Here is a 21,161-nt window from a genome sequence, read left to right as displayed (position 1 = left end):
CGATCCCCGTCGGCGGCATCCCCGACATGACCGCGCCCGTCGCGCCGCCGTCGACGCTGCCCAAGCCGCTGCCGCCCGGCTCGGTGGTCGTCGTCGGGTGCGGGACGCCCGACGGTGNGCCNTCNCGCCCGGCCGGCCCGTCGNGCGCGACGCCGCCGTCGGGATCCGCGAAGCCGTCGGCGGCCGCGTCGTCGGCGGCACGACCATCGGCGGCGCCCGGACCCGCCACGACCACGGCGAAGCCGTCCGGAAAGCCCTCGGCCGCGGCCNCGGCGAGCNCGGCGCGCGGGCCCGACGGCACGCCCGCGCCCACCACCGTGACCGACTGCGCGACCCCACCGCCGAGCGGGCCGAGCGCGNCCGGCGTACCGTCGGGCCCGTCCCGGCCGGTGCCGCCCGGCCCCGTTCCCGCCGGCGAAGCGGGCCCCGGCGGCGCGCTGGCCATCCCACCGGGCGCACCGTCGACCAGCCGCCCGGCGCCGCCGCCCGCGGCCCGCCCCGCGCCGCCGTCGNCGCGCCCGGCACCGTCGAGCAGGCCCGTTCCCTCCTCCTCCCCGACGGTGCCCCGTCCCCCGCGGTAAGGCGGATTTCTCCCGCCCGGGCCTGCGGATACGATGGTGGGCGTTATGAGTGCGGTTACGGAAGACGCGATCCGGTCGGCCCTGGCCACCGTGAACGACCCCGAGATCGGCAAGCCGATCACCGATCTGGGGATGGTGAAGTCGGTCGCGGTGCAGGCCGATTCGTCGGTGGACGTCGAGGTGTACCTCACCACCTCCGCCTGTCCCATGCGCACCCAGATCGTGGACCGCGTGCAGGCCGCCGTCGCCGACGTGCCCGGCACCGGCGCCGTCCGCGTGGAGCTGGACGTGATGAACGACGAGCAGCGCGCGGAGCTGCGCAAGACCGTGCGCGGCGACAAGGCCGAGCCCGTGATCCCGTTCGCCCAGCCCGGCTCGCTGACCCGCGTGTACGCGGTGGCGTCGGGCAAGGGCGGCGTGGGCAAGAGCTCCGTGACCGTGAACCTCGCGGCGTCGCTGGCCGCGCGCGGGCTGTCCGTGGGCGTGCTCGACGCCGACATCTACGGCCACTCCGTGCCGCGCATGATGGGCACGGACGCGCGGCCCACCCAGGTCGACTCGATGATCATGCCGCCGCAGGCGCACGGCGTGAAGGTCATCTCGGTGGCCATGTTCACCACCGGCAACACCCCCGTCGTGTGGCGCGGGCCGATGCTGCACCGCGCGCTGCAGCAGTTCCTCGCCGACGTCTTCTGGGGCGATCTCGACGTGCTGCTCCTCGACCTGCCGCCCGGCACCGGCGACGTCGCGATCTCCATCGCGCAGCTCATCCCGGGCGCGGAGATCCTGGTGGTCACGACCCCGCAGACCGCGGCCGCCGAGGTCGCCGAGCGGGCCGGTGCCATCGCGCTGCAGACGCGCCAGCGCGTGGCCGGCGTCATCGAGAACATGTCCGGGCTGACGCTGCCCGACGGCACCGTTCTCGACGTCTTCGGTTCCGGCGGCGGCGAGCAGGTCGCGGCGCGGCTCACCCGCGCCGTGGGCGCCGACGTGCCCCTGCTCGGCCAGATCCCGCTCGACCCGCAGCTGCGCGAGGCCGGCGACTCCGGGACCCCGGTGGTGCTCTCCGCGCCGGACTCCCCCACCGGATCCGCCCTGCGCGCGATCGCCGACAAGCTCGCCGTCCGCAAACGCGGGCTGGCCGGCATGTCGCTGGGGATCGACACCACCCGCCACCTGTGAGTTTCCGCCTCGTCGACGAGCCCCCACCGATCGCGGACTACGTCCGCTTGCGCGCGGACTCGGGGCTGTCGCCGAAGACCGAGGCGCAGGCCACCGGGGCCCTCGCCAACAGCTGGCGGTGGTGCCACGCCGTGGTCGGCGACGAGGTCGTGGCGATGGGGCGCGTACTCGGCGACGGGGGCTGGTACTTCCACATCGCCGATATGGCCACCCTGCCCGCGCACCAGGGCCGCGGCATCGGGCGGGCGATTCTGGATCGGCTCGTCGCCGAGATCCGGGACGCCGCGCCCGCGAACCCCTACATCACGCTCATGGCCGACGGCCCCGGGCGCCCGCTGTACCGCAAGGTCGGCTTCGTGGAGACCGCGCCCCGCAGTCTCGGCATGTGGCTTCCCGGCTGACTTCTCGCGCTTCCCGCCGCCGCCGACGGTCGCGTGCGGCCCGCGGCATCGACACCGCTGCGTCGACCGGCCCGTGCGACATCCGGTCGGCGAGTTACGTCGCGTCGACGTCGAAGGGCGCGCGCTCCTCGGGGGCCAGCGGCTTCTGCATGCGCGGCATCGTGGGGATCGAGCCCGCGGGGGACTCGGGCAGCGCCTTATCCAGCGAGGAGCCCTTCTCCAGCGAGGCGGCGGGGGCGACCGGCGCGGCGGCGTCGACCGCCTTGCGCAGGTTCATCGCGTCGGCGGTGGACCGCACCTGGTCGCTCATCTCGCGGATCACGGAGTCGTCGCCGTTGAGGAGGTGCTTGGTGACGATGGCGGTCGGCGTCATGCCGCGCAGGTTCTGGATCTGTTGGAGGGGCTCGCGGATCGCATCGAAATCGCCGCCCATCTCGTCCTTGAGCTGCTGGGTCGCGCCGGTGGCGTAGTCGCGCACCTGCCGCAGCGCCGTGAAGAACCAGTTGACCGCGCCCGGGAGTCGCTCCGGCCCCAGGATCACCAGACCCACGACGACCAGCATGAGGATCTCCCCCATGCCGAGATTCGAGAACACCCCGCCATGCTACGGGAAGCTCAGCACCGTGCGCACGCCGCGGCGGCGGGCTCGGCGTCTCAGCTCAGGGGCTCGGGCGTGACCTTGATCGGGACCTGCCGGCCGTCGCGGGCGACGGTCACCGTCGTCTCCTTGCCGACGCCCACCGCGCGGATCGCGACGATCACGTCGGCGGCCTCGGCCACCTCGGTGTCGCCGACCTTGGTGATGACGTCGCCCTCGCGGATGCCGGCCTTCTCGGCGGCGCCGCCCTTCTTCACGTTCTCGACGCGCACGCCGGACGCGGCCTCGTTGCTCACCTCGCGGCCGTTGATGCCGAGGTCGGCATGGACCACCTTCTGGCCGCGGATGATCGACTCGGCGATCGGCCACGCGACGTTCGACGCGATGGCGAAGTTCAGGCCGATCGACCCGGCGCCGCCCGGCGACAGCCCGAGCGTGTTGATGCCGATCTGCCGCCCCTGCAGGTCCAGCAGCGGGCCGCCGGAGTTGCCGGGGTTGATGGCGGCGTCGGTCTGCACGGAGTCGAACGTCGCAGGCGGGTTCGGGCCGCTGGCCGGGCCCTGCACCGGACGGTGCGTCGCGGACACCACGCCGGAGGTGACGGTGCGCCGCAGGCCCAGCGGCGATCCGATGGCGACGACCTGCTGGCCGGCCGCGAGCTCACCGGAGTCGCCGCGGGCGATCTGCTGCAGCCCGTCGACGGAGACCTTGACCACCGCGACGTCGGTGTAGGGGTCGGTCCCGACGAGCTGCGCCGGGGTGCGGGTGCCGTTGAAGAACACGACCTCGATCTTGGCGTCCTTGTTCGTGGACGCGGTCTCGACGACGTGGTTGTTGGTCATGATGTAGCCGCGCTCGGCGTCGATCACGGAACCGGAGCCGGTCTCGCCGGAGGTCTTGGTGCGCACCTCGATGGTGACGACGCTGGCGCCGACCTTGCCGACCATCGACGCGACGGCGCCCGCGTCGGCGGGCGCGCCCTCGGCCGCGGGCAGCGACGCCCGCGAGTCGGTGAGCTTCTCGATCGTGGTGCCGGTGATCCGCCCGATGGCGCCGCCGAGCAGGCCGATGACCAGGGCCAGCACGCCCAGGACCGCGAGTGCGCGGACGGACACGCGCCGCCCGAAGAGCACGTCGCGGACGCCGAGCTGCTCCGGGTCGGGCTGCGGGACCGCCCGCGGAGGCGCTGTGACGCCGGGCTCGCCGATCGCGGCGAGCGAGTCGGTGTCGCGCCACGGATCCTCGGGCTCGGGCTCCGGCTCGGGCACCAGCGGGCCCGCGTACGGGTCGCGCTGCAACGCCTCGGTCGCCCCCGGCGGACGCGAGAAGGCCTCGGTGAGCACCGGATCGGGGGCGGCGGCCTGCGGCTGCGGGCCGCGCGCGGTGGTGGCGCTGCGGACGGACTCGGGCGCGAAGGCACCGTCGACCCCGTCGGGCCTGCCGAAGACGACCTGCTCCCCCTCGGACACCGAGGGACGGTACGTGGGGCGCGGCTCCAGGCGCGGGCGCCGGGTGTCGGGTTCGGAGGTCACGGAGTCGAATCTACCGAGCGTTCCGCCGCCGGCCGCGCTTGTTGCGCTCGTCGCGTCGCGATGCTTCGGGAGTGAAGGTCGGGAAGCCGTCGAAGGGAGGCCGGCCGGTGCGGCACTCGGTGGGGATCTGGGACAGCTGGCCCAGCAGCCGGTGCGGCACGGTGATCTCGCCGGACTCGCGCAGCGCGGTACGGACCTGCCGCTGCGCGTCGACCTCCGCCGCGCACACGGCGCACTGGGAGATGTGGGTGCCGGCGCGCAGGTGCGCGTTCATCCGCAGCTCCCCGTCGACGAAGGCCACGACGGCCTCGTACGCGAGGTGCTCGGTGGACGAGAACTCGCCGGGGCGGCGCGAGAAGGCGCGCTTGAAACTGCCACTGAGGTGCTCCACGCGCTCCCCTCCTCTGCTCGGGCCGATGGCGTACTGCGGGTCTACCGCCACAGTACCTGCACTCCTTCACACAACGAGCCGAGTCGCTCGGGAGTTCCCGACGGTGCCGGGCGCGCGGTCAGTAGGCGAGCGCGGCGCTGCTGGTCAGGCCCTGATTCGCCAGGGCCTCGCGGATCGACTTGCGGCCGCGGTGGATGCGCGAACGGACCGTGCCGAGCTTCACACCCAGGGTCGCCGCGACCTCCTCGTACGAGAGGCCCTCGATGTCGGCGAGGACGACGGCGGCGCGGAACTCCGGCGCCAGCGCGTCGAGCGCGTTCTGCAGCTGCGGGCCGAGGTTGGCGTCCGCGTAGATCTGGCCGGGGTCCGGGTCGGACGACGGTACGCGCTCGTAGTCCTCCGGCAGCGCCTCCATGCGGATGCGGTTGCGGCGGCGGACCATGTCCAGGAACAGGTTCGTCGTGATGCGGTGCAGCCAGCCCTCGAAGGTGCCGGGCTCGTAGTTCTGCAGGCTGCGGAAGACGCGGATGAAGGTCTCCTGCGTGAGGTCCTCGGCGTCCTGCGCGTTGCCGGACAGGCGGTAGGCCAGCCGGTACACGCGGTCGGCGTGCTCGCGGACGAGCTCGTCCCAGGTGGGCATGTCAGCACGGTCGCCCGACGCATCGAATGCGGCGGTACCCGCGGGTTCGGCAGCGCGCTCGTCGTCGAACGTCGCGTACGCAGCCTGGGGCTGCGGCTCCTGCCGGGGTCCGGCCTTGCGGGCCAGGGCCATGCGCTCCTCCTCGTGCCACCGCCGGGCGGCGGGGCGCTCTTACTACTGCAGAACTCCCGGGGCGACCGTTTTGTTCCCACGATCGGCAATTCCAGGTCGGGCGTTCTTCACTGTCCGATACCTTTCCCTGCCGCGGTGTGGGAGCGCTGATTCCTCCCTGAGTGTTGCCTGTGCATGCATCTGCTTTGCTAACGATCGCGTCACGAGCGGGTGACCGGTGGGCGACGGGCTACCATTGCGGCGTGTCCAACTCCGCCGCATCCGCCCTCGTCACGTACGCCGAGAACGCCATCGTCGAGGACGAGGCGATGTCCTCTGCCCGCGAGCGGGCCGCCGACCTGGGCGTCGACGCCGTCTCCCCGTCCGTGGGCGCCCTGCTCTCGGTGCTGGCCGCGGCGGGCGGCGCGAAGTCCGTGGTCGAGGTCGGGACGGGCGCCGGCATCAGCGGCCTGTGGCTGCTCTCCGGCATGCGTCCCGATTCGGTGCTGACCACGATCGACGCGGAGCAGGAGTTCCAGGCCGCCGCGAAGATCGGCTTCCAGCAGGCGGGCGTCGCCGCGAACCGCACGCGCCTCATCAACGGCCACGCCCTCGACGTGCTGCCCCGGCTCGCCGACGCCGCCTACGACCTCATCTTCATCGACGGTGAGCCCGTCGACCACCCGCGCTACGTCGTGGACGCCGTGCGACTGCTCCGCCCCGGCGGGGTCGTGGTGGTGAACCTCGGCGACGCGGGCTACCGCATCCCCGATCCGGAGGCATACGACGACGAGGCCTTCGCGGCCCGCGAGGCCACCCGCATCATCGCCGCGGACGAGAACCTGCTCCCCGTCATCCTGCCCCTGGGCGGCGGCCTCGTCGCCGCCGCGAAGGCCTTCGTCCCCCCGGAGCAGTAGTCCGGTCCCGTTCTCCGGTCCGACGGTCCGCGACGGGCCCCCTCGCCCGTTCCTAGCCCGTGGTCACGATGGCGTAGCCGACGGATCAGGACGGCTCGCCCGCAGCCTCCGGCTCGCCGGCGTCCACCCCGACCGGCCGCAGCAGCGTGGGGTACTTCGGCGGCAGGCCGTCGCCGGTGGAGATGCCGCGGACGCGGCGCGAGATCCACGGGTAGGCGAACTCCCGCCGCCACTTCCGCTTGATCTCGCGGTCCTCTGCGGGGGTGATCACGGGCTCGGGCCCCAGGTCCGGGACCGCCAGGGCGTGCGGGACGCCCAGCACGTCCAGCACCTCGATCGCCATCCGCAGGTGCCCGGGCTGCGACATGTGGATGCGGTCGAACTCCCACATCCGCAGGTCGCGGTACTCCTTCATCCGCCAGTAGTCGAGCAGCAGCAGCCCCCGGTCGGCGGCGATCTCCCGGACCAGCTCGTTGTAGATGGCGAACCGGCCGCGGAGTGCCCCGAAGATGCCGCTGCCGTGGGTGTCCGCGGCCGTCCACACCACGACGGTCGCGCCCGATTCCACGAGCCGAGCGAGCATCGCGTCGTACGCCGCGACCACCGCGTCCACGTCGACCGACGGCCGGATCAGATCGTTGGCCCCGGCGTACACCGTCACCAGATCGGGCGCCAGCTCCAGGCACGGCTCCAGCTGCTCGGCGACGATCTGGTCCATCTTCTTGCCGCGGATCGCCAGGTTCGCGTACCCGAACTCGGGAGAGCGCGCGGCCAGCACCTCGGCGACCCGGTCGGACCAGCCCCGGTACTCGTGGGTCCCCGTCGGGTCGGGGTCGCCGACGCCCTCGGTGAACGAGTCCCCGATCGCCACGTACCGCAGGAAGTCAGTCACCGACCAGCCCCTATACGTCCGTCGAGAACCGCACGCCGCCGTCGGGCAGCTCGACACCGGGCCAGACGCGCGCGCCGTGCAGCAGCTCGCACCGGGCGCCCACGGAGGCGCCGTCGCCGATGACGGCCTCGCGGATGCGGGCCCGCGGCCCGATGTGCGCGCCGAAGCCGATGATCGACCGTTCGACGATCGCGCCGGCCTCGATCCGCACGCCGTCGAAGACGACGGCGCCGTCGAGGCGCGCGCCCGCGCCGATCTCCGCGCCGCGACCGATGACGGACCCGCCGATCACCAGCGCGCCGGGCGCCACCGAGGCGCCGGGGTGGATGAGGCACTCGCCGCGCCCTCCGTCGAGGGCGGCCGACGGGGCGATGCCGCGCACCAGGTCCGAGCTGCCGGCGACGAAGTCCTCGGGCGTGCCCATGTCGCGCCAGTAGCCGTAGTCGACGTGGCCGTAGAGGCGGCTGCCGCCGTTGAGCAGGGCCGGGAAGACCTCGCGCTCGACCGACACCGGCCGGCCGGCGGGGATCTCCTCGATCACCGAGCGCTTGAAGACGTAGCAGCCGGCGTTGATCTGGTCGGTCGGCGGATCCTGCGTCTTCTCGAGGAACGCGGTGACCCGGCCGGTGGCGTCGGTCGGCACGCAACCGAAGGCGCGGGGGTCGGGCACGCGCACGAGGTGCATCGTGACGTCGGCGTCCTTCTCGCGGTGCGTCTGCACGACGGCGCGGATGTCGGAGCCGCCGAGCACGTCGCCGTTGAACACCAGCACCGTGTCGGCCTTGAGGGCGGGCAGCACGTTGCGGATGCCTCCGCCGGTGCCCAGCGGCTCGGTCTCCACCACGTACGAGAGCTCGAGGCCCAGCTCGGTGCCGTCGCCGAAGTACTCCTCGAACACCTCCGCCTTGAACGAGGTGCCCAGCACCACGCGGCGGATGCCCGCGTCACGGATGCGGGAGAGGAGGTGGGTGAGGAAGGGCTTGCCCGCCGTGGGCAGCATCGGCTTGGGCGCCGACAGGGTGAGCGGGCGCAGGCGCGTGCCCTTGCCGCCCACCAGGATCACGGCCTCCACATCGCTGAGGTCCACGCCGGCGTCCTGATCCACCGAGGTCATCATTCCCCTTTTCGTCTCCGCGTCGCCGCGAGAACACTGATCCGCGAGCGCGCGGCCAGCCCCACCTTCATCGCCGCGCGCAGGGGCGCGGCCGCCGGACCGGGATGCCGGTCGGCGAAGAACCGGTACGCGGAGGCGTGGTGCGCGGGGAGCATGAGCTCCGGCACCTTCCCCGCCGCGTGGCCCTTGGCGTGCACGATCTCCGCCGTCGGGACGTAGACGTTGCTCCAGCCGGCGCGGGCGAGCCGGTCCCCGAAGTCCACGTCCTCCATGTACATGAAGTAGCGGTCGTCGAAGCCGCCGATCTCCGCGAAGGCCTCGGGCCGCACCAGCAGGCAGGAGCCCGAGAGCCACCCCGCCTCGCGCTCGGCGACCTCGGCCTGCGACTGCTGGTAGGCCCGGGTCCACGGGTTCGACTTCCAGACGGCGCCGAGCAGCGCGTGCCCGATCCCGAACCGCATGCTGGGCACGTTCCGCGCCGAGGGGTAGACGGTGCCGTCGGGGTCGCGGATCAACGGGCCCAGCGACCCGGCGCGGGGGTACCGCACGGCCGCCTCGATGAGGGCGTCGATCGAGCCGGGGCCGAAGACCACGTCCGGGTTGCTGATGAGCAACCAGTCGAGCGCGCCGAGGTCGAGCCGCGCGACGGCGTAGTTGATCGCGCCGCCGTAGCCGAGGTTGGCGCCGGTGCGCAGCAGCTCGGCCTCGGGATGGGCGGCCTCGGCGGCCTCCGGCGACCCGTCGACGGAGCCGTTGTCGGCCATGAGGACGCGCGGCGCGGCGCCGGAGAAGGCGCCGTCGATGCTGGTCAGGAAGTTCTCGAGGTGTTCACCCGGCGAGTAGGTGACGGTGACCACGGCGAGCGTGGGCAGCGCGTTGTCGGTTCCGGGCACGCGGCCAGGCTACCGGGCGGGGTCCGCGGGTGCGGTCAGCGCCCGGTCCAGTGCGTCGCGCCAGTCCGGCAGGGGCGTGAGCCCCCACGCCGCCCAGGCGGCGGGTGAGAGCACCGAGTAGGCGGGGCGCGGCGCGGGGCGCGGGAAGTCGGCGGTCGTGCACGGCGACACGCGCGCCGGGTCCGCGCCGGCCCGCGCGAAGACGCCGCGGGCCACGTCGAACCACGTGGCGGTCCCGCCGCCGGCGGCGTGCAGCACCGCGCCGGGCCGGTCCGGCTCCGCGCCGAGGAGGACGGCCAGGTCGAGCAGCCCCGCGGCCAGGTCGGGGGCGTACGTGGGCGAGCCGGTCTGGTCGTCGACGACCTTCGGGTCGACGCCGTCGTCGGCGAGCCGCCCCATGGTCCCGACGAAGTCCCGCGCCCAGGCACCGTCGGCGCCGCGCCCCGTGTACACCCAGGCGGTCCGCACCACGACGGTCCGCGGGTCGGCGGCGGCCGCGTTCCGCTCCCCGTCCAGCTTGGTGAGCCCGTACATGCTCCGCGGTGCCGTCGGGTCGTCCGGCTCCCACGGCCGCGGCGGCACCGGCGCGGGGCCGAAGACGTAGTCGGTCGAGACGTGCACCAGCCGCGCGCCGGTGGCGGCGCACCGCTCGGCGAGCAGCCCGGGAGCGACCGCGTTGAGCGCCGTGGCGGCGCCCGGCTCGGTCTCCGCCGCGTCCACCGCGGTGTGCGCCGCGCAGTTGATCAGCACTGTCGACGGGCCCAGCGCGAGCCCGGCCACCGACTGTGGCGAAGTCACATCGAGGTCCCCGCGCCCCAGGGCCCGGGCCGCGATTCCCCGCGCCGCGGCGCCCGCGACCAGCGCCGACCCCACCTGTCCGGCCGCGCCGGTGATCACCAGTTCCACACCGCGAACGGTACGGGACGGCCGCGTCTGCGGAGTCTTCACATGTCGAGTCGGTACCGTTATGGAGATGTGACCATGCGGGCCGAAGCAGCCGGCCCGCTTTCCGACGTTGAGGAGTGGTGGGTGTCCGACAGCCCCAGTCGACGCGGCGCGCGCCATTCCCGGAGCGCCGACGCCAAGCGCGCGGCCGCCGAGCGCGCGGGCGAGCAGGCCGACGGTACGCGCGCGGGAGCGCGGCGCCGGAGCGTCCGCGCCGAGAACGAGGGCGACGGTCCGCAGGCCCAACGAGCTCGGCCGGTCCCCCGCGCCGGGGACCTCTCCGTCGACACCCGCGAGCGGCTGCAGCGCAGCGGCAAGGCTCTGGTCGCGCTCATCACGGCCATCGTGCTCGTGGTGACCGGCGTCGCCTGGTTCTGGTGGTCCCGCTTCGCCGGCGACATCGTCCGCGGCCCCAGCATCGCGGCCAAGCCCGACGGCGCCACCGACATCCTGCTGGTCGGCACCGACTCGCGCACCGACGCGAAGGGCAACCCGCTGACCAAGCAGGAGCTGGCGCGGCTCAACGCGGGCGTCGACGACGGCACCCTCAACACCGACACCATCATCCTCATCCGCATCCCCAACGACGGGAAGTCGGCCACCGCGATCTCGATCCCCCGCGACGCCTACGTGGCGATCCCCGACCAGGGCAAGGGCAAGATCAACTCCGCCTTCGCGGGCGCGGCCAACGTGACCCGGGACAAGGCGATCGCGAACGGCGACGACGAGAAGACCGCCGTGCAGAAGGGCAACGAGGACGGCCGGAAGGCGCTCATCGAGACCGTCGCGAACCTCACCGGCGTCTCCGTCGACCGCTACGCCGAGATCGGCCTCGTCGGCTTCTCCCGCCTGACCAACGCGGTCGGCGGCGTCGACGTGTGCCTGAAGAAGCCCGTCAACGACCCGTACTCGGGCGCGCGCTTCAAGGCCGGTAAGCAGACGCTCAAGGGCCCGCAGGCGCTGAGCTTCGTGCGCCAGCGCCACGGCCTGCCCCGCGGCGATCTCGACCGCGTGACCCGCCAGCAGGTCTTCATGGCGTCGCTGGCCAGCAAGATCCTCTCCACCGGCACGCTGACCAGCCCCAGCAAACTCAGCCAGCTGCAGGACGCGCTGTCGACGTCGGTGACCCTCGACCAGCAGTGGGACGTCATGGGCTTCGCGAAGGAGCTGGCGAACCTCTCGGCGGGCAACGTCCAGTTCTCGACGGTGCCGGTGGTCCGCGACGACGGCTGGAGCGACGACGGCCAGCAGTCCGTCGTGGTCGTCGACCCGAAGCAGGTGCAGGCGTACGTCGCGGGCCTGCTGGGCGAGAAGCCGGGCACCACGAAGCCGAAGGCGACCTCGGCCAGCTCCTCGCCCGCCGTGCCCTCGGTGAACCGCTCCTCCTACACGGTGGACGTCGTGAACGGCGGCACCACGTCGGGCCTCGCGAGCAACGTCTCCACCTTCCTCGGCGGCAAGGGCTTCGCGCAGGGCTCCACTGGCAACGCCTCGTCGACCGAGTCCTCCTCCAGCGCCAAGAGCGCGGTCCTGGCGAGCTCGGCGAACGACCAGGGCGCGAAGGCCGTGGCGGCGCTGCTCGGCGGCCTGCCCGTGGTGGCGAGCGGCGCGGTGCAGTCCGGCCACGTCAAGGTGCTGATCCAGGACGGCTACAGCGGCCCCGGCTCGTCGAGCGACTCCGGCTCGGACTCCGATTCCGCGGCGACGACCACGTCGATCCCGCCGGGCATGACCGAGGCGCTCGATCCCAGCGAGGCGGCGCGCATCAGCTCGCTGCTCAACCGCCCGGGCTTCACCGCCCAGCAGGACGGAGGCGTCCCGTGCGTGGACTGACCGTGACCGACCGGCTGCTCGTGCCGATCGTTCAGGCCGACGGGGCCGCACCCCGGTTCACCTGGTACGACGATGCCTCCGGCGCCCGGATGGGCCTGTCGGCGATCACGCTGGGCAACTGGGCCGCGAAGTGCGGCAACCTGCTGCGCGACCAGTACGGCCTCGGCCCGGGCGACCCGGTCGGGGTGCTGCTCCCGGCGCACTGGCAGACCGCGGGGATCCTGTTCGGCGCGTGGTGGGCCGGCTGCGAGGTCCGCTTCGGCGAATCCGGCGACGTGACCTTCGCCGCCCCCGACCGCGTCGACGAGGCGGAGGGCGACGAGATCCTCGCCGTCGGCCTCGACGCCTTCGGCCTGGCCGTGCCCGACCTGCCGCCGGGCATCGACGACTACACCACCGAGGTGCGCGTGCACCCCGACGCCTTCACGCCGGGCGGCGCGGGCACCGCGCTCGCCGGTGACACGGCGGAGATCGTGCTCGCCCGCTCCACGGCGCTCGCGGCGTCCGCCGGGTACGCCGCGGGCGACCGGGTGCTCTCCACGCGGGAGTGGCGCACCGTCGACGATCTGTACGACGGCCTGCTCGCGCCGTTCGCCGCGCCCGCGTCGGTCATCCACGTGTCGAACCCGGACCCGGTGAAGCTCGCGGACAAGTTCGCGACCGAGAAGGCCACCGCCCGCGTCGCCTGACGCGCGCTACCGCTGCACGTCGACGACGATGCGCCCCGGCCCCGTCAGCGTCGAGTCGGCGTAGCGCTGCGCGTTCCCGGTCAGCTTCAGCGCCACCTGCAGCTGTCCCTCGAACGAGCACGTGATGATCGCGCGGGAGACGGCGTTACCCGGCCCGGCGACCGTGCGCTCGCCGGCGTAGGCCGACTTTCCGGCATCGTCGAAGATCGCCACCGGCTCGGCGCGCACCACGAGGTACTCCCCCGGCCCGCCGAGCACCGCGCCCGATGCGCAGTCCATGACCGGCCCCGCCTCCCGCGTCACCCGGTACGGCGGCACCGCGCCCGTGAACTCGAGCACCACCCGGTCGGCGCCCTCGCGGGCCCCGGTGCGCAGATCCTGCAGCATCGTCGTGCCCGGGGCGGCGGCGCTCGTGCTCGTCGTCGTCCCGGGACTCGTGCTCGTCACCGTGGTCGACGGGCTCGACGGTGCCGCCGTGGTCACCGTCGCCGCCGACGACGGGCGCGCGATGCCCGACGGTGCCGTGACCGGACCGTCCTGACCGCACGCGGTCAGCGCCGCCCCCAGGGCGAGCACCGTCGCCCCCGACAGCGCCCGAATCGTCCTCGAATACACGTCCGCCCCTCTCGTCCGGTCCAGGCTATGGGTGGATCGGGCGGGAGGGGCGGATCGTTATCGAACCGTGGGCGAGCCGGCACCCGGCCCGCGGGCGGGTCAGCGGAGCAGCTGGCGCGACATGACGAGGCGCTGCACCTGGTTGGTGCCCTCGTAGATCTGGGTGATCTTGGCGTCGCGCATCATGCGCTCGACCGGGAAGTCGCGGGTGTAGCCGGCGCCGCCGAGCAGCTGGACGGCGTCGGTGGTGACGTCCATCGCGACGTCGGAGGCGAAGCACTTCGACGCGGAGCTGATGAAGCCGAGGTTCTTCTCGCCGCGCTCGGCGCGGGCGGCGGCGGTGTAGACCATGAGGCGGGCGGCCTCGAGGCGCATCGCCATGTCGGCGACCATGAACTGGACGCCCTGGAACTCGGAGATGGACTTGCCGAACTGCTTGCGGTCCTTGATGTACTCGATCGCGACGTCGAGCGCGCCCTGCGCGATGCCGACGGCCTGCGCGCCGATGGTCGGGCGGGTGTGGTCGAGGGTCTGCAGCGCGGTCTTGAAGCCGGTGCCCTCCTCGCCGATCATGCGCATCGCGGGGATGCGGCACTCCTCGAAGGCCAGCTCGGCGGTGGGGCTGCCCTTGATGCCCAGCTTGTGCTCGTAGCCGGTGACGGAGAAGCCGGGGTCGTCCTTGTGGACGATGAAGGAGCTGATGCCGTTGGCGCCCTTCTCGGGGTCGGTGACGGCCATGACGGTGTACCAGGTGGACTTGCCGCCGTTGGTGATCCAGCACTTGGAGCCGTTGAGGACCCACTCGTCGCCGTCCTTGCGGGCGCGGGTGCGCATCGACGCGGCGTCGGAACCGGCCTCGCGCTCGGAGAGGGCGTAGGAGGCCATGGCCTCGCCGTTGGCGAGCGACGGCAGCACGTGCTGCTTGAGCTCCTCGGAGCCGTTGAGGATCAGGCCCATGGTGCCGAGCTTGTTCACGGCGGGGATCAGCGAGGAGCTGCCGCAGACGCGGGCGACCTCTTCGATGACGATGCAGGTGGCGACCGAGTCCGCGCCCTGGCCCTCGTACTCCTCGGGCACGTGGATGGCGTTGAAGCCGCTGGCGACCAGCGCGTCGAGCGCCTCCTGCGGGAACCGCTCCTTCTCGTCGACGTCCTTGGCGTGCGGCGCGATGTCGCGCTCGGCGAGCGCCCGGATGGCGGCGCGCAGTTCCTCGTGCTCCTCGGGGAGCTGGAACAGGTCGAAGTCGGGGTTGCCAGCCATGAGGCCTCCATCAGCGTCTACGTGTTAGGTCCGCGCTGATTGTATCCATGCCGTATCCGAGGTCAGTTAGTCGCACGTAACCAACATTCGACGGTCCGCTTGTTCCCGGGAACAACCGGTCAGCGCGGCAGGCGGGTGAAGACGCGGTGCACGACGCCCGCGGCGGGGCTCACGGTCGACTCGATCGCGAACCGCTCCTGCAGGCCCTCGAGGCCGTCCCACAGCCGCTCGCCGCGGCCGAGGACGATCGGCACCTCGACGAGGTGCAGGTGATCGACGAGGTCGGCGGCGAGGAAATCGCGCACCGTCGCCACGCCGCCGCCGATGCGGATGTCCTTCTCGCCCGCGATCTCCCGGGCGGCGGCGACGGCCTCGGCGGGCGATCCGTCGAGGAACCGGAACTCCACGCCGTCCTCCGTGGAGAACGACGGCCGCGGACTGCTCGTGAGCACGATGATCGGCGTGGTGAACGGCGTCTGCTCGCCCCACCAGCCGCGCCAGGACTCGTCGGCGAGCACCTCGGGCGTGGGCGCGAACTTGCCGCGCCCCATGATCTCCACGCCGATGCCCTCGTCCCAGGCCTCGGCGAAGGCGTCGTCGACGCCGCGGGCCGCGCTGGTCAGGCCGTGGATCGCGGCGCCCCGGCGAGTGCCGAAGAACCACTCCATGAGCGACCCGCCCGCATGCCCGAAGGGCGCGTCCACGCTCTGGTCCGCGCCGGTGCCGTAGCCGTCGAGAGAGATCGCGAAGTTGTGCACCCGCACCTGACCCGTCATGCGGATCAGGCTAGCCGCGATCAGCCCTCGAGGAGCTTCTTCCGCAGCGCCTCGTCCTTGGCCAGCACCATCTGCTCCAGGTCCGCCTGGAACGCCGCCATCTTCGCGCGCAGGGCCGGGTCGGCGGCGCCGAGGATCCGCACAGCCAGCAGGCCGGCGTTGCGGGCGCCGCCCACGGACACCGTCGCCACGGGGATGCCGGCGGGCATCTGCACGATCGACAGCAGCGAGTCCATGCCGTCGAGGTGCTTGAGCGGCACCGGCACGCCGATCACCGGCAGCGGGGTCGCGGAGGCGACCATGCCGGGCAGGTGCGCGGCGCCGCCGGCGCCGGCGATGATCACCTCGACGCCGCGGTCGGCGGCGCCCTTCGCGTAGTCCAGCATCCGCTGCGGGGTGCGGTGCGCCGAGACCACGCCCACCTCGAACCGGATCCCGAACTCGGCGAGCGCCTCGGCGGCGGCCTCCATCGTCGGCCAGTCCGAGTCGCTGCCCATGATCAATCCGACGCGGGGTCCGTCAGCCATGCTCGCTCCATCCATCGGTCCACTCCGCGGTCGCCATCCAGTGCGCCGCGCGTTCCGCCCGCTCCCGCAGCTCCGCCACGTAGTCGGGATCGTTCCGGTCGCCGTCGAGGTCGCCGACCAGGTTCACGTGCCCCACCTTGCGGTCGGGCCGCCCCTCCTTGCCGTACATGTGCACGTGCGCCTCGGGCATCCGGGCCATGAGGTGGTGCAGCCGCTCGTCGACGCCCATCTCGGGCTCCGACGGTGCGCCGAGCACGTTCGCCATGACCGTCAGCGGCGCGGTCGCGGCGGTGTCGCCGAGGGGGTAGTCGAGCACGGCCCGCAGGTGCTGCTCGAACTGGCTGGTCACGCAGCCGTTCATCGACCAGTGGCCCGAGTTGTGGGGGCGCATCGCGAGCTCGTTGACCAGCATCTCGCCCGACGGGGTCTGGAACAGCTCGACGGCCATCACGCCGACGACGCCCAGCTCGTTCGCGAGGCGCAGCGCGAGCGACTCGGCGAAGGAGGCCTCCTCGTCGGAGAGGTTCGGGGCGGGCGCGAGCACCACCGCGCACTGCCCGTTGCGCTGCACCGTCTCCACGACGGGCCACGTCGCGCCCTGCCCGAAGGGCGAGCGCGCGACCATCGCCGACAGCTCGCGGGCCAGCTCCACCCGCTGCTCGGCGAGCAGCTGCACGCCGGCCGCGAGCTGCTCCTGCGCGACCTCCAGCGCCTCGGCCAGGGTGTCCGGCAGCCACACGCCGCGGCCGTCGTAGCCGCCACGGACGGCCTTGAGCACGACGGCACCGTCGAACCGCGCCCAGAAGGCCTCGACGTCGGCGACCGCGGCGATCTCCGCGAAGCCCGGCACGGGCGCGCCGAGCTCGGCCAGACGGTGCCGCATCGCCAGCTTGTCCTGCGCGTACAGCAGGGCCTGCGGCGGCGGGTTGACCGTGACGCCCTCGGACTGCAGCTGCAGCAGGTGCTCGGTGGGCACGCCCTCGTGGTCGAAGGTCAGGGCGTGCGCGCCGGTCGCGACGCGGCGCAGGTCCTCGATCCGGTCGTGGTCGCCGAGCACGACGTCGGCGCACACCTGGGGCGCGGGCTCGTCGGGGGCGGCGGCCAGGACGCGCAGGGACTGGCCCAGCGCGATGGCGGCCTGATGGGTCATGCGGGCCAGCTGGCCTCCGCCGACCATGGCCACCACGGGCCGCGACCGGCGCGATTGAACGTCACTCACCGGTCCATAATCGCAGGTCCACGCCGCCGTGGGGGCGCCCGGCACGGCCCACGCCCCCGGTACCGACCGCGTCACACTCTCCGCGGTACTATTCACGGTTCCGTTAGAGTGGCGCACGTGGCTTTCATCGAGGCGATTCTGGATCGCACCCCGGCACCGCTTCGCGGTCTCGTCATGCAGCACCACGAGCTGATCAAGTTCGCGATCGTGGGCAGCACGACGGCGGTCTTCGACCTCGCCATCTTCTACGGCCTGGTGCTCACCGTCCTCGACGACAAGCCCACCGTCGCCAAGGTCTTCTCCGGCGTGTGCGCCGTGATCCTCTCCTACATCCTCAACAGCGAGTGGAGCTTCAAGCACCGCGGCGGCCGCGAGAAGCACCACGAGGCGCTGCTGTTCTTCGCCATCTCGGGCATCGGCGTGCTCATCATGGCCGCGCCCATCTTCATCGCGAACAACTTCTTCGACCTGCGCAACGTCGATTCGAAGACCACGCTGATCATCGTCGACTTCGTGCTCAACTACATCGTCGGCAACCTGCTGCAGATGGCCTTCCGCTTCTGGGCCCTGCGCCGCTGGGCCTTCCCCGAGGACATGCGCGACGCACCGGATCAGGAGTCGATCCCCGACGACGAGACCCGCACCTCCGCCGAGCGCTGAGCCTCCGGGCGTGCGGTACCGGATCCTCCGCTCGACCATCGCGGTCGTCGCGGTCACGGGCCTGTTCCTCGGCCTGCCCCTCATGTTCTACACCTGGCGCTGGCTCGACGACACGGCGCGGACCGATCTCCAGCACCGCCTGCAGCGGGCGTCGTCGGCGATCCTGGTCCAGGAGCAGCGCACCGGCGTCACCGACGAACCGCCGGTCGAGGCGCTCCGCCTCCTGGTCCCCTCGGACGGCCGACTGGTCCTGACCTACACCGACCGGACCGGCGCCTCCCGCGAGCTGGCCGTCGGGCGCGGCCCCCTCGAGCACGCGATGGTCGAGGGCACCTCGCTCGGCGACGCCGGAACGCTGCGGATCGAGCAGGACTACGCGGGCGTCCGCGACGACCAGTTCCGGGCGCTGAGCATCGAGCTGATCGTCATGGTGCTGTCGCTGACCGCGGGCGTCGTGGTCGCGGCGGTGACGGCGAGCCGCGTCGCCGACCCGGTGCAGGAGGTGGCCGGCCGCGCGCAACGCCTCGCGAACGGCGATTTCCGGCCCGATCCGCACCGGCACGGCATCGAGGAGCTGGACCGTGTGCTCGACGTGCTCGACACCGCCACCGTGGAGATCGCCGACCGGCTGCAGCGCGAGCGGCAGATCGTCGGCGACGTCTCGCACCAGCTGCGCAGCCGCCTGACCGCGATCCACATCCGCCTCGACGAGCTCACCCTGCACGCCGACCCCGAGGTGGTCACCGAGGCGCGGGCCGCGCTCGACCAGGTCGACCGGCTCACCTCGTCCGTCGGCGACATGGTCACCATGTCGCGGGCCGAGCGATCGCCACAGGGCACCGTCGACGTGCGGGCAGAGCTCCTGCCCCTCCTGGCCGACCTGGCCCCGTCGTTCGCGCGGGCCGGCAGGCGCCTCACGGTGCTCCCGCCCGAGGGTCCGCCGCTCCCCGCCCGGGCCACCGCCACGCGGGTGCGGGAGGCCGCGACGGTGCTCGTCGACAACGCGCTCGAACACGGCAGCGGCGAGGTGACGGTGCGGCTCGGGTCGGTCGGCGCGCACACGGTGCTGGTCACGGTCTCCGACGAGGGCTCCGGCATCTCCGACGGTGACGCCCAGCGCATCTTCCGGCGGGGCTACTCCGTGGGCGACGGGACGGGGGTCGGCCTGGCGCTGGCCCGCGACTTCGTCGAGGGCGACGGGGGCCGCCTCCAACTGCAGAGCCGCAAGCCGACGACCTTCGCGATGTTCCTGCCCGCGGCCGCGCCCGACCCCGCCCCCGCCGCCGACGTCGCGCGCGAGCCCGAGCCCCGCTGACCGAGAACGACTACTCCGCGTCGAACCGGAACCCCACGCCACGGACCGTCACGATCCGCCGCTGCGCACCGGTGTCGTCGCCGATCTTCCGGCGCAGCCACGAGATGTGCATGTCGAGCGTCTTGGAGCCGCGCAGGTCCGAGTCGCCCCACACGTCGGCGAGGATCTCCTCGCGGGAGAGCAATCGCCCCGTGTGCTCCATGAGGAAGCGCAGCAGCTCGAATTCCTTGTTCGCCAGGGCCACGTCGGCGCCGTCGACGGTGACCCGCCGCGCGGTCGAGTCCAGCCGGATGCCGCCCGCCTCCACGACCTCGGGGGCGTCCTGGACGGGGGCGCTGCGGCGCAGGAGGGCGCGGGTGCGGGCCATCAGCTCGAACATGCGGAAGGGTTTGCCCACGTAGTCGTCGGCGCCCGCGTCGAGGCCCACCACGAAGTCCATCTCGTCGGTGCGGGCGGTCAGCATCAGGACGGCCAGCTCGGGGCGCGCGGCCCGCACCTCGCGGCACACCTCGAGCCCGTCCAGCTCGGGCAGCCCGAGGTCGAGGATGAGCAGCGCGTACTCCTCGTCGAGAGCGCGCCGGAGCGCGTCGGTGCCCGTGCCCGCCACGTCCACCTCGTAGCCCTCGCGCGACAGCGCGCGGGCCAGGGGTGAGGCGATGGCCTCGTCGTCCTCGGCCAGGAGCACCCGCGTCGTCATGACCGCCGAGGGTACTCCGCGGAGCCGTCGTCGCGGGCGCGGCGGTCGTCCGCGTCGTCGAGCGCGTCGACGATGAGCGCGTGGGTCGCGGCGATCCGCGGCACGTCCGGGAAGTCGAGCGGGTCCTCTCCGGCGGATTCGACGGTGAGCACGCCGCTGCGCAGCGCGCGGTCGATGAGCCGCTGGTGGTACTGCACCGAGTTGATGCGGCGCAGCGGGATGTCGATGCCGCGGCGGCGCACGATGCCGGACCGGAACATGATCCGCAGGTCGGTCACCACGAGGTGGGTCGCCCGCCAGACCGCCCAGGGACGCGCCGTGAACCAGCCGACGATCAGGACCCACACGACGACGACGGCGAGCAGCAGCCAGTCGGGCAGCGGACCGTCGAGCTTCGCGCGGCTGAGCAGGCCGAGCGCGACGCCCGCGGCGGCGCAGGCCGCGAAGAGCACGAGGACCGGCACGATCATCCGGGTGGCGTGGGGCCGGGTGTGCAGCAGGATCCGCTCGTCGTCGACGAGCGCCTTCGCCGGGAAGCCCACGATCAGGCCGGCCGGAGGTGGGTGACGTCGCCCGCGGAGAGCACGTGCCGCTTCCCGGCCGCGTCCTGCACCACGATGCGGCCCTCGGCGTCGACGTCGACGGCGGTGCCGCGGAGCACCTCGTCGGCGGGGAGCGAGACCGTCACCTCCTGCCCGACGGTGACGCACGCGGCCAGGTACTCGGCGCGGGCGGCGGCGGGATCGTCGGTCCAGGCGGTCAGCCCGGCGTCGAGGTGGCGCAGGTAGGCGATGGCCAGCGCGGTCCGGTCCGGGTCCTCGGCGCCGGCCAGCTGGAGCGACGTGGCCGTCTCCACCGGAACGTCGGCCGCGGCCAGCGTGGTGTTGAGGCCCGTGCCGATGACGGCGACGAGGTTCCCGCCGGGCGCGGTGGCGAGCTCGGAGAGGATGCCGGCGGTCTTGCCGCCGCGCGCTCCGGGCTCGGCCTCGAGCAGCACGTCGTTCGGCCACTTGAGGCCGGCGCTCAGGCCCGTCACCTCGCGCACGGCCGCGACGGCGGCGACGCCGGTGACCAGTGAGAGCCAGCCCGCGCGGGGCGCCGCGGCGGCGGGCACGGCCACCGTCACCGAGATGGAGAGCTGCGTGCCGGAGGGCGCCGACCACGGGCGCTGGTGCCGGCCGCGGCCGGCGGTCTGCACGTCGGCGATGAGCACGCGGCCCGGCTCGTCGCCCGCGCGGACGCCGTCGGCGAGGTCGGCGTTGGTGGAGCCCGTGCTGGGCACCACGGACACCTCGTGCCAGCGCGTGCCGCGCACGGCTGCGGCGATCGCCGCCTGATCGGGGAGCACCACGACGTCCTCCTTCTATGGGCAG

23 protein-coding genes are annotated in these 21,161 nt (G+C 73.1%); 7 read left to right on the top strand and 16 right to left on the bottom strand.

Features of this window, described 5'->3' with window-relative positions; all coding sequences use genetic code 11:
• Positions 1–626 precede the first annotated feature (626 nt).
• Positions 627–1,763, top strand: a complete 1,137-nt coding sequence (locus ACM9LD_RS00985) for an Mrp/NBP35 family ATP-binding protein (RefSeq protein ID WP_415674946.1) — start codon at positions 627–629, stop codon at positions 1,761–1,763.
• A complete protein-coding gene (locus ACM9LD_RS00980; RefSeq protein WP_415674945.1) occupies positions 1,760–2,164 on the top strand; it encodes a GNAT family N-acetyltransferase in 405 nt (134 codons plus the stop codon). The genes ACM9LD_RS00985 and ACM9LD_RS00980 overlap by 4 nt, the downstream gene beginning before the upstream one ends.
• Positions 2,165–2,258: 94 nt before the next feature.
• Here the strand turns inward: ACM9LD_RS00980 and tatB are convergent, their stop codons facing one another.
• The 4 genes from tatB to sigE all read right to left on the bottom strand — a co-directional run bounded on the left by tatB (position 2,259) and on the right by sigE (position 5,457).
• Positions 2,259–2,759 (bottom strand): Sec-independent protein translocase protein TatB, encoded by a 501-nt coding sequence (tatB, locus tag ACM9LD_RS00975; RefSeq protein WP_415674944.1) that lies wholly within the window; start codon positions 2,757–2,759, stop codon positions 2,259–2,261.
• A 59-nt stretch (positions 2,760–2,818) separates the two neighbouring features.
• A complete protein-coding gene (locus ACM9LD_RS00970) occupies positions 2,819–4,294 on the bottom strand; it encodes a S1C family serine protease (RefSeq protein WP_415674943.1) in 1,476 nt (491 codons plus the stop codon).
• A gap of 10 nt (positions 4,295–4,304) precedes the next feature.
• Entirely contained in the window at positions 4,305–4,685 is a 381-nt protein-coding gene (locus ACM9LD_RS00965; RefSeq protein ID WP_415674942.1) for a hypothetical protein, read from the bottom strand.
• A gap of 118 nt (positions 4,686–4,803) precedes the next feature.
• On the bottom strand, positions 4,804–5,457 hold the full coding sequence (gene sigE, locus ACM9LD_RS00960) for an RNA polymerase sigma factor SigE (RefSeq protein ID WP_224647201.1): 654 nt from the start codon (positions 5,455–5,457) through the stop codon (positions 4,804–4,806).
• Positions 5,458–5,699: 242 nt separating this feature from the next.
• On the opposite strand from sigE, the gene ACM9LD_RS00955 reads away from it, so the two are divergent.
• A complete protein-coding gene (locus ACM9LD_RS00955) occupies positions 5,700–6,353 on the top strand; it encodes an O-methyltransferase (protein WP_415674941.1) in 654 nt (217 codons plus the stop codon).
• 85 nt (positions 6,354–6,438) lie between these two features.
• Here the strand turns inward: ACM9LD_RS00955 and ACM9LD_RS00950 are convergent, their stop codons facing one another.
• The 4 genes from ACM9LD_RS00950 to rfbD are packed head-to-tail and all read right to left on the bottom strand — an operon-like array spanning position 6,439 to position 10,158.
• Positions 6,439–7,245, bottom strand: a complete 807-nt coding sequence (locus tag ACM9LD_RS00950) for an SGNH/GDSL hydrolase family protein (protein ID WP_415674940.1) — start codon at positions 7,243–7,245, stop codon at positions 6,439–6,441.
• A gap of 10 nt (positions 7,246–7,255) precedes the next feature.
• Complete coding sequence (gene manB, locus ACM9LD_RS00945) at positions 7,256–8,359, bottom strand: mannose-1-phosphate guanylyltransferase (protein ID WP_415674939.1); 1,104 nt, start codon at positions 8,357–8,359, stop codon at positions 7,256–7,258.
• Positions 8,359–9,252, bottom strand: a complete 894-nt coding sequence (locus ACM9LD_RS00940) for a glycosyltransferase family 2 protein (RefSeq protein WP_415674938.1) — start codon at positions 9,250–9,252, stop codon at positions 8,359–8,361. Before ACM9LD_RS00940 ends, manB begins: the two co-directional genes overlap by 1 nt.
• 9 nt (positions 9,253–9,261) lie before the next feature.
• Positions 9,262–10,158 carry a dTDP-4-dehydrorhamnose reductase gene (gene rfbD / locus ACM9LD_RS00935; RefSeq protein ID WP_415674937.1) on the bottom strand — a complete coding sequence of 299 codons (897 nt, stop codon included), beginning with the start codon at positions 10,156–10,158 and terminating at the stop codon, positions 9,262–9,264.
• A 123-nt stretch (positions 10,159–10,281) separates the two neighbouring features.
• Here rfbD and ACM9LD_RS00930 point away from each other — a divergent pair, with 123 nt between their 5' ends.
• Complete coding sequence (locus tag ACM9LD_RS00930) at positions 10,282–12,030, top strand: LCP family protein (RefSeq protein WP_415674936.1); 1,749 nt, start codon at positions 10,282–10,284, stop codon at positions 12,028–12,030.
• The gene (locus ACM9LD_RS00925; protein WP_415674935.1) at positions 12,018–12,719 is read left to right on the top strand and encodes a TIGR03089 family protein; all 702 of its coding nucleotides are present in this window, start codon (positions 12,018–12,020) and stop codon (positions 12,717–12,719) included. Before ACM9LD_RS00930 ends, ACM9LD_RS00925 begins: the two co-directional genes overlap by 13 nt.
• Before the next feature lie 6 nt (positions 12,720–12,725).
• On the opposite strand, the gene ACM9LD_RS00920 is transcribed toward ACM9LD_RS00925, so the two are convergent.
• The 5 genes from ACM9LD_RS00920 to ACM9LD_RS00900 form a co-directional block, all read right to left on the bottom strand.
• Positions 12,726–13,334 (bottom strand): AMIN-like domain-containing (lipo)protein, encoded by a 609-nt coding sequence (locus ACM9LD_RS00920; protein ID WP_415674934.1) that lies wholly within the window; start codon positions 13,332–13,334, stop codon positions 12,726–12,728.
• Positions 13,335–13,433: 99 nt separating this feature from the next.
• Complete coding sequence (locus ACM9LD_RS00915; protein ID WP_415674933.1) at positions 13,434–14,594, bottom strand: acyl-CoA dehydrogenase; 1,161 nt, start codon at positions 14,592–14,594, stop codon at positions 13,434–13,436.
• Between the two features lie 119 nt (positions 14,595–14,713).
• Positions 14,714–15,370: a dihydrofolate reductase family protein gene (locus ACM9LD_RS00910; protein WP_415674932.1), complete on the bottom strand. Its 657-nt coding sequence runs from the start codon at positions 15,368–15,370 to the stop codon at positions 14,714–14,716.
• A gap of 20 nt (positions 15,371–15,390) precedes the next feature.
• On the bottom strand, positions 15,391–15,897 hold the full coding sequence (gene purE, locus ACM9LD_RS00905) for a 5-(carboxyamino)imidazole ribonucleotide mutase (protein ID WP_415674931.1): 507 nt from the start codon (positions 15,895–15,897) through the stop codon (positions 15,391–15,393).
• Positions 15,890–17,074, bottom strand: coding sequence for a 5-(carboxyamino)imidazole ribonucleotide synthase (locus tag ACM9LD_RS00900; protein ID WP_415675225.1), 1,185 nt, complete (start codon positions 17,072–17,074; stop codon positions 15,890–15,892). Before ACM9LD_RS00900 ends, purE begins: the two co-directional genes overlap by 8 nt.
• A 159-nt stretch (positions 17,075–17,233) precedes the next feature.
• Here ACM9LD_RS00900 and ACM9LD_RS00895 point away from each other — a divergent pair, with 159 nt between their 5' ends.
• On the top strand, positions 17,234–17,776 hold the full coding sequence (locus ACM9LD_RS00895; protein ID WP_415674930.1) for a GtrA family protein: 543 nt from the start codon (positions 17,234–17,236) through the stop codon (positions 17,774–17,776).
• Positions 17,777–17,786: 10 nt separating this feature from the next.
• Positions 17,787–19,091 carry a sensor histidine kinase gene (locus ACM9LD_RS00890; protein ID WP_415674929.1) on the top strand — a complete coding sequence of 435 codons (1,305 nt, stop codon included), beginning with the start codon at positions 17,787–17,789 and terminating at the stop codon, positions 19,089–19,091.
• Between the two features lie 10 nt (positions 19,092–19,101).
• Here ACM9LD_RS00890 and ACM9LD_RS00885 read toward each other — a convergent pair whose 3' ends face one another.
• From ACM9LD_RS00885 to ACM9LD_RS00875, 3 genes are read right to left on the bottom strand one after another with little or no spacing between them, the layout of a single operon-like run.
• Positions 19,102–19,788, bottom strand: a complete 687-nt coding sequence (locus ACM9LD_RS00885) for a response regulator transcription factor (RefSeq protein WP_415674928.1) — start codon at positions 19,786–19,788, stop codon at positions 19,102–19,104.
• Positions 19,785–20,330 (bottom strand): PH domain-containing protein, encoded by a 546-nt coding sequence (locus ACM9LD_RS00880; protein WP_415674927.1) that lies wholly within the window; start codon positions 20,328–20,330, stop codon positions 19,785–19,787. The genes ACM9LD_RS00885 and ACM9LD_RS00880 overlap by 4 nt, the downstream gene beginning before the upstream one ends.
• A 2-nt stretch (positions 20,331–20,332) precedes the next feature.
• The gene (locus ACM9LD_RS00875; RefSeq protein WP_415674926.1) at positions 20,333–21,139 is read right to left on the bottom strand and encodes a biotin--[acetyl-CoA-carboxylase] ligase; all 807 of its coding nucleotides are present in this window, start codon (positions 21,137–21,139) and stop codon (positions 20,333–20,335) included.
• Positions 21,140–21,161: the final 22 nt, after the last annotated feature.

The sequence above is a fragment of the Tsukamurella hominis genome, assembly GCF_965137015.1.
In the GTDB taxonomy this organism is placed as follows: Bacteria; Actinomycetota; Actinomycetes; order Mycobacteriales; family Mycobacteriaceae; genus Tsukamurella; species Tsukamurella hominis.
This window is presented reverse-complemented; position numbering and strand designations above follow the sequence as displayed.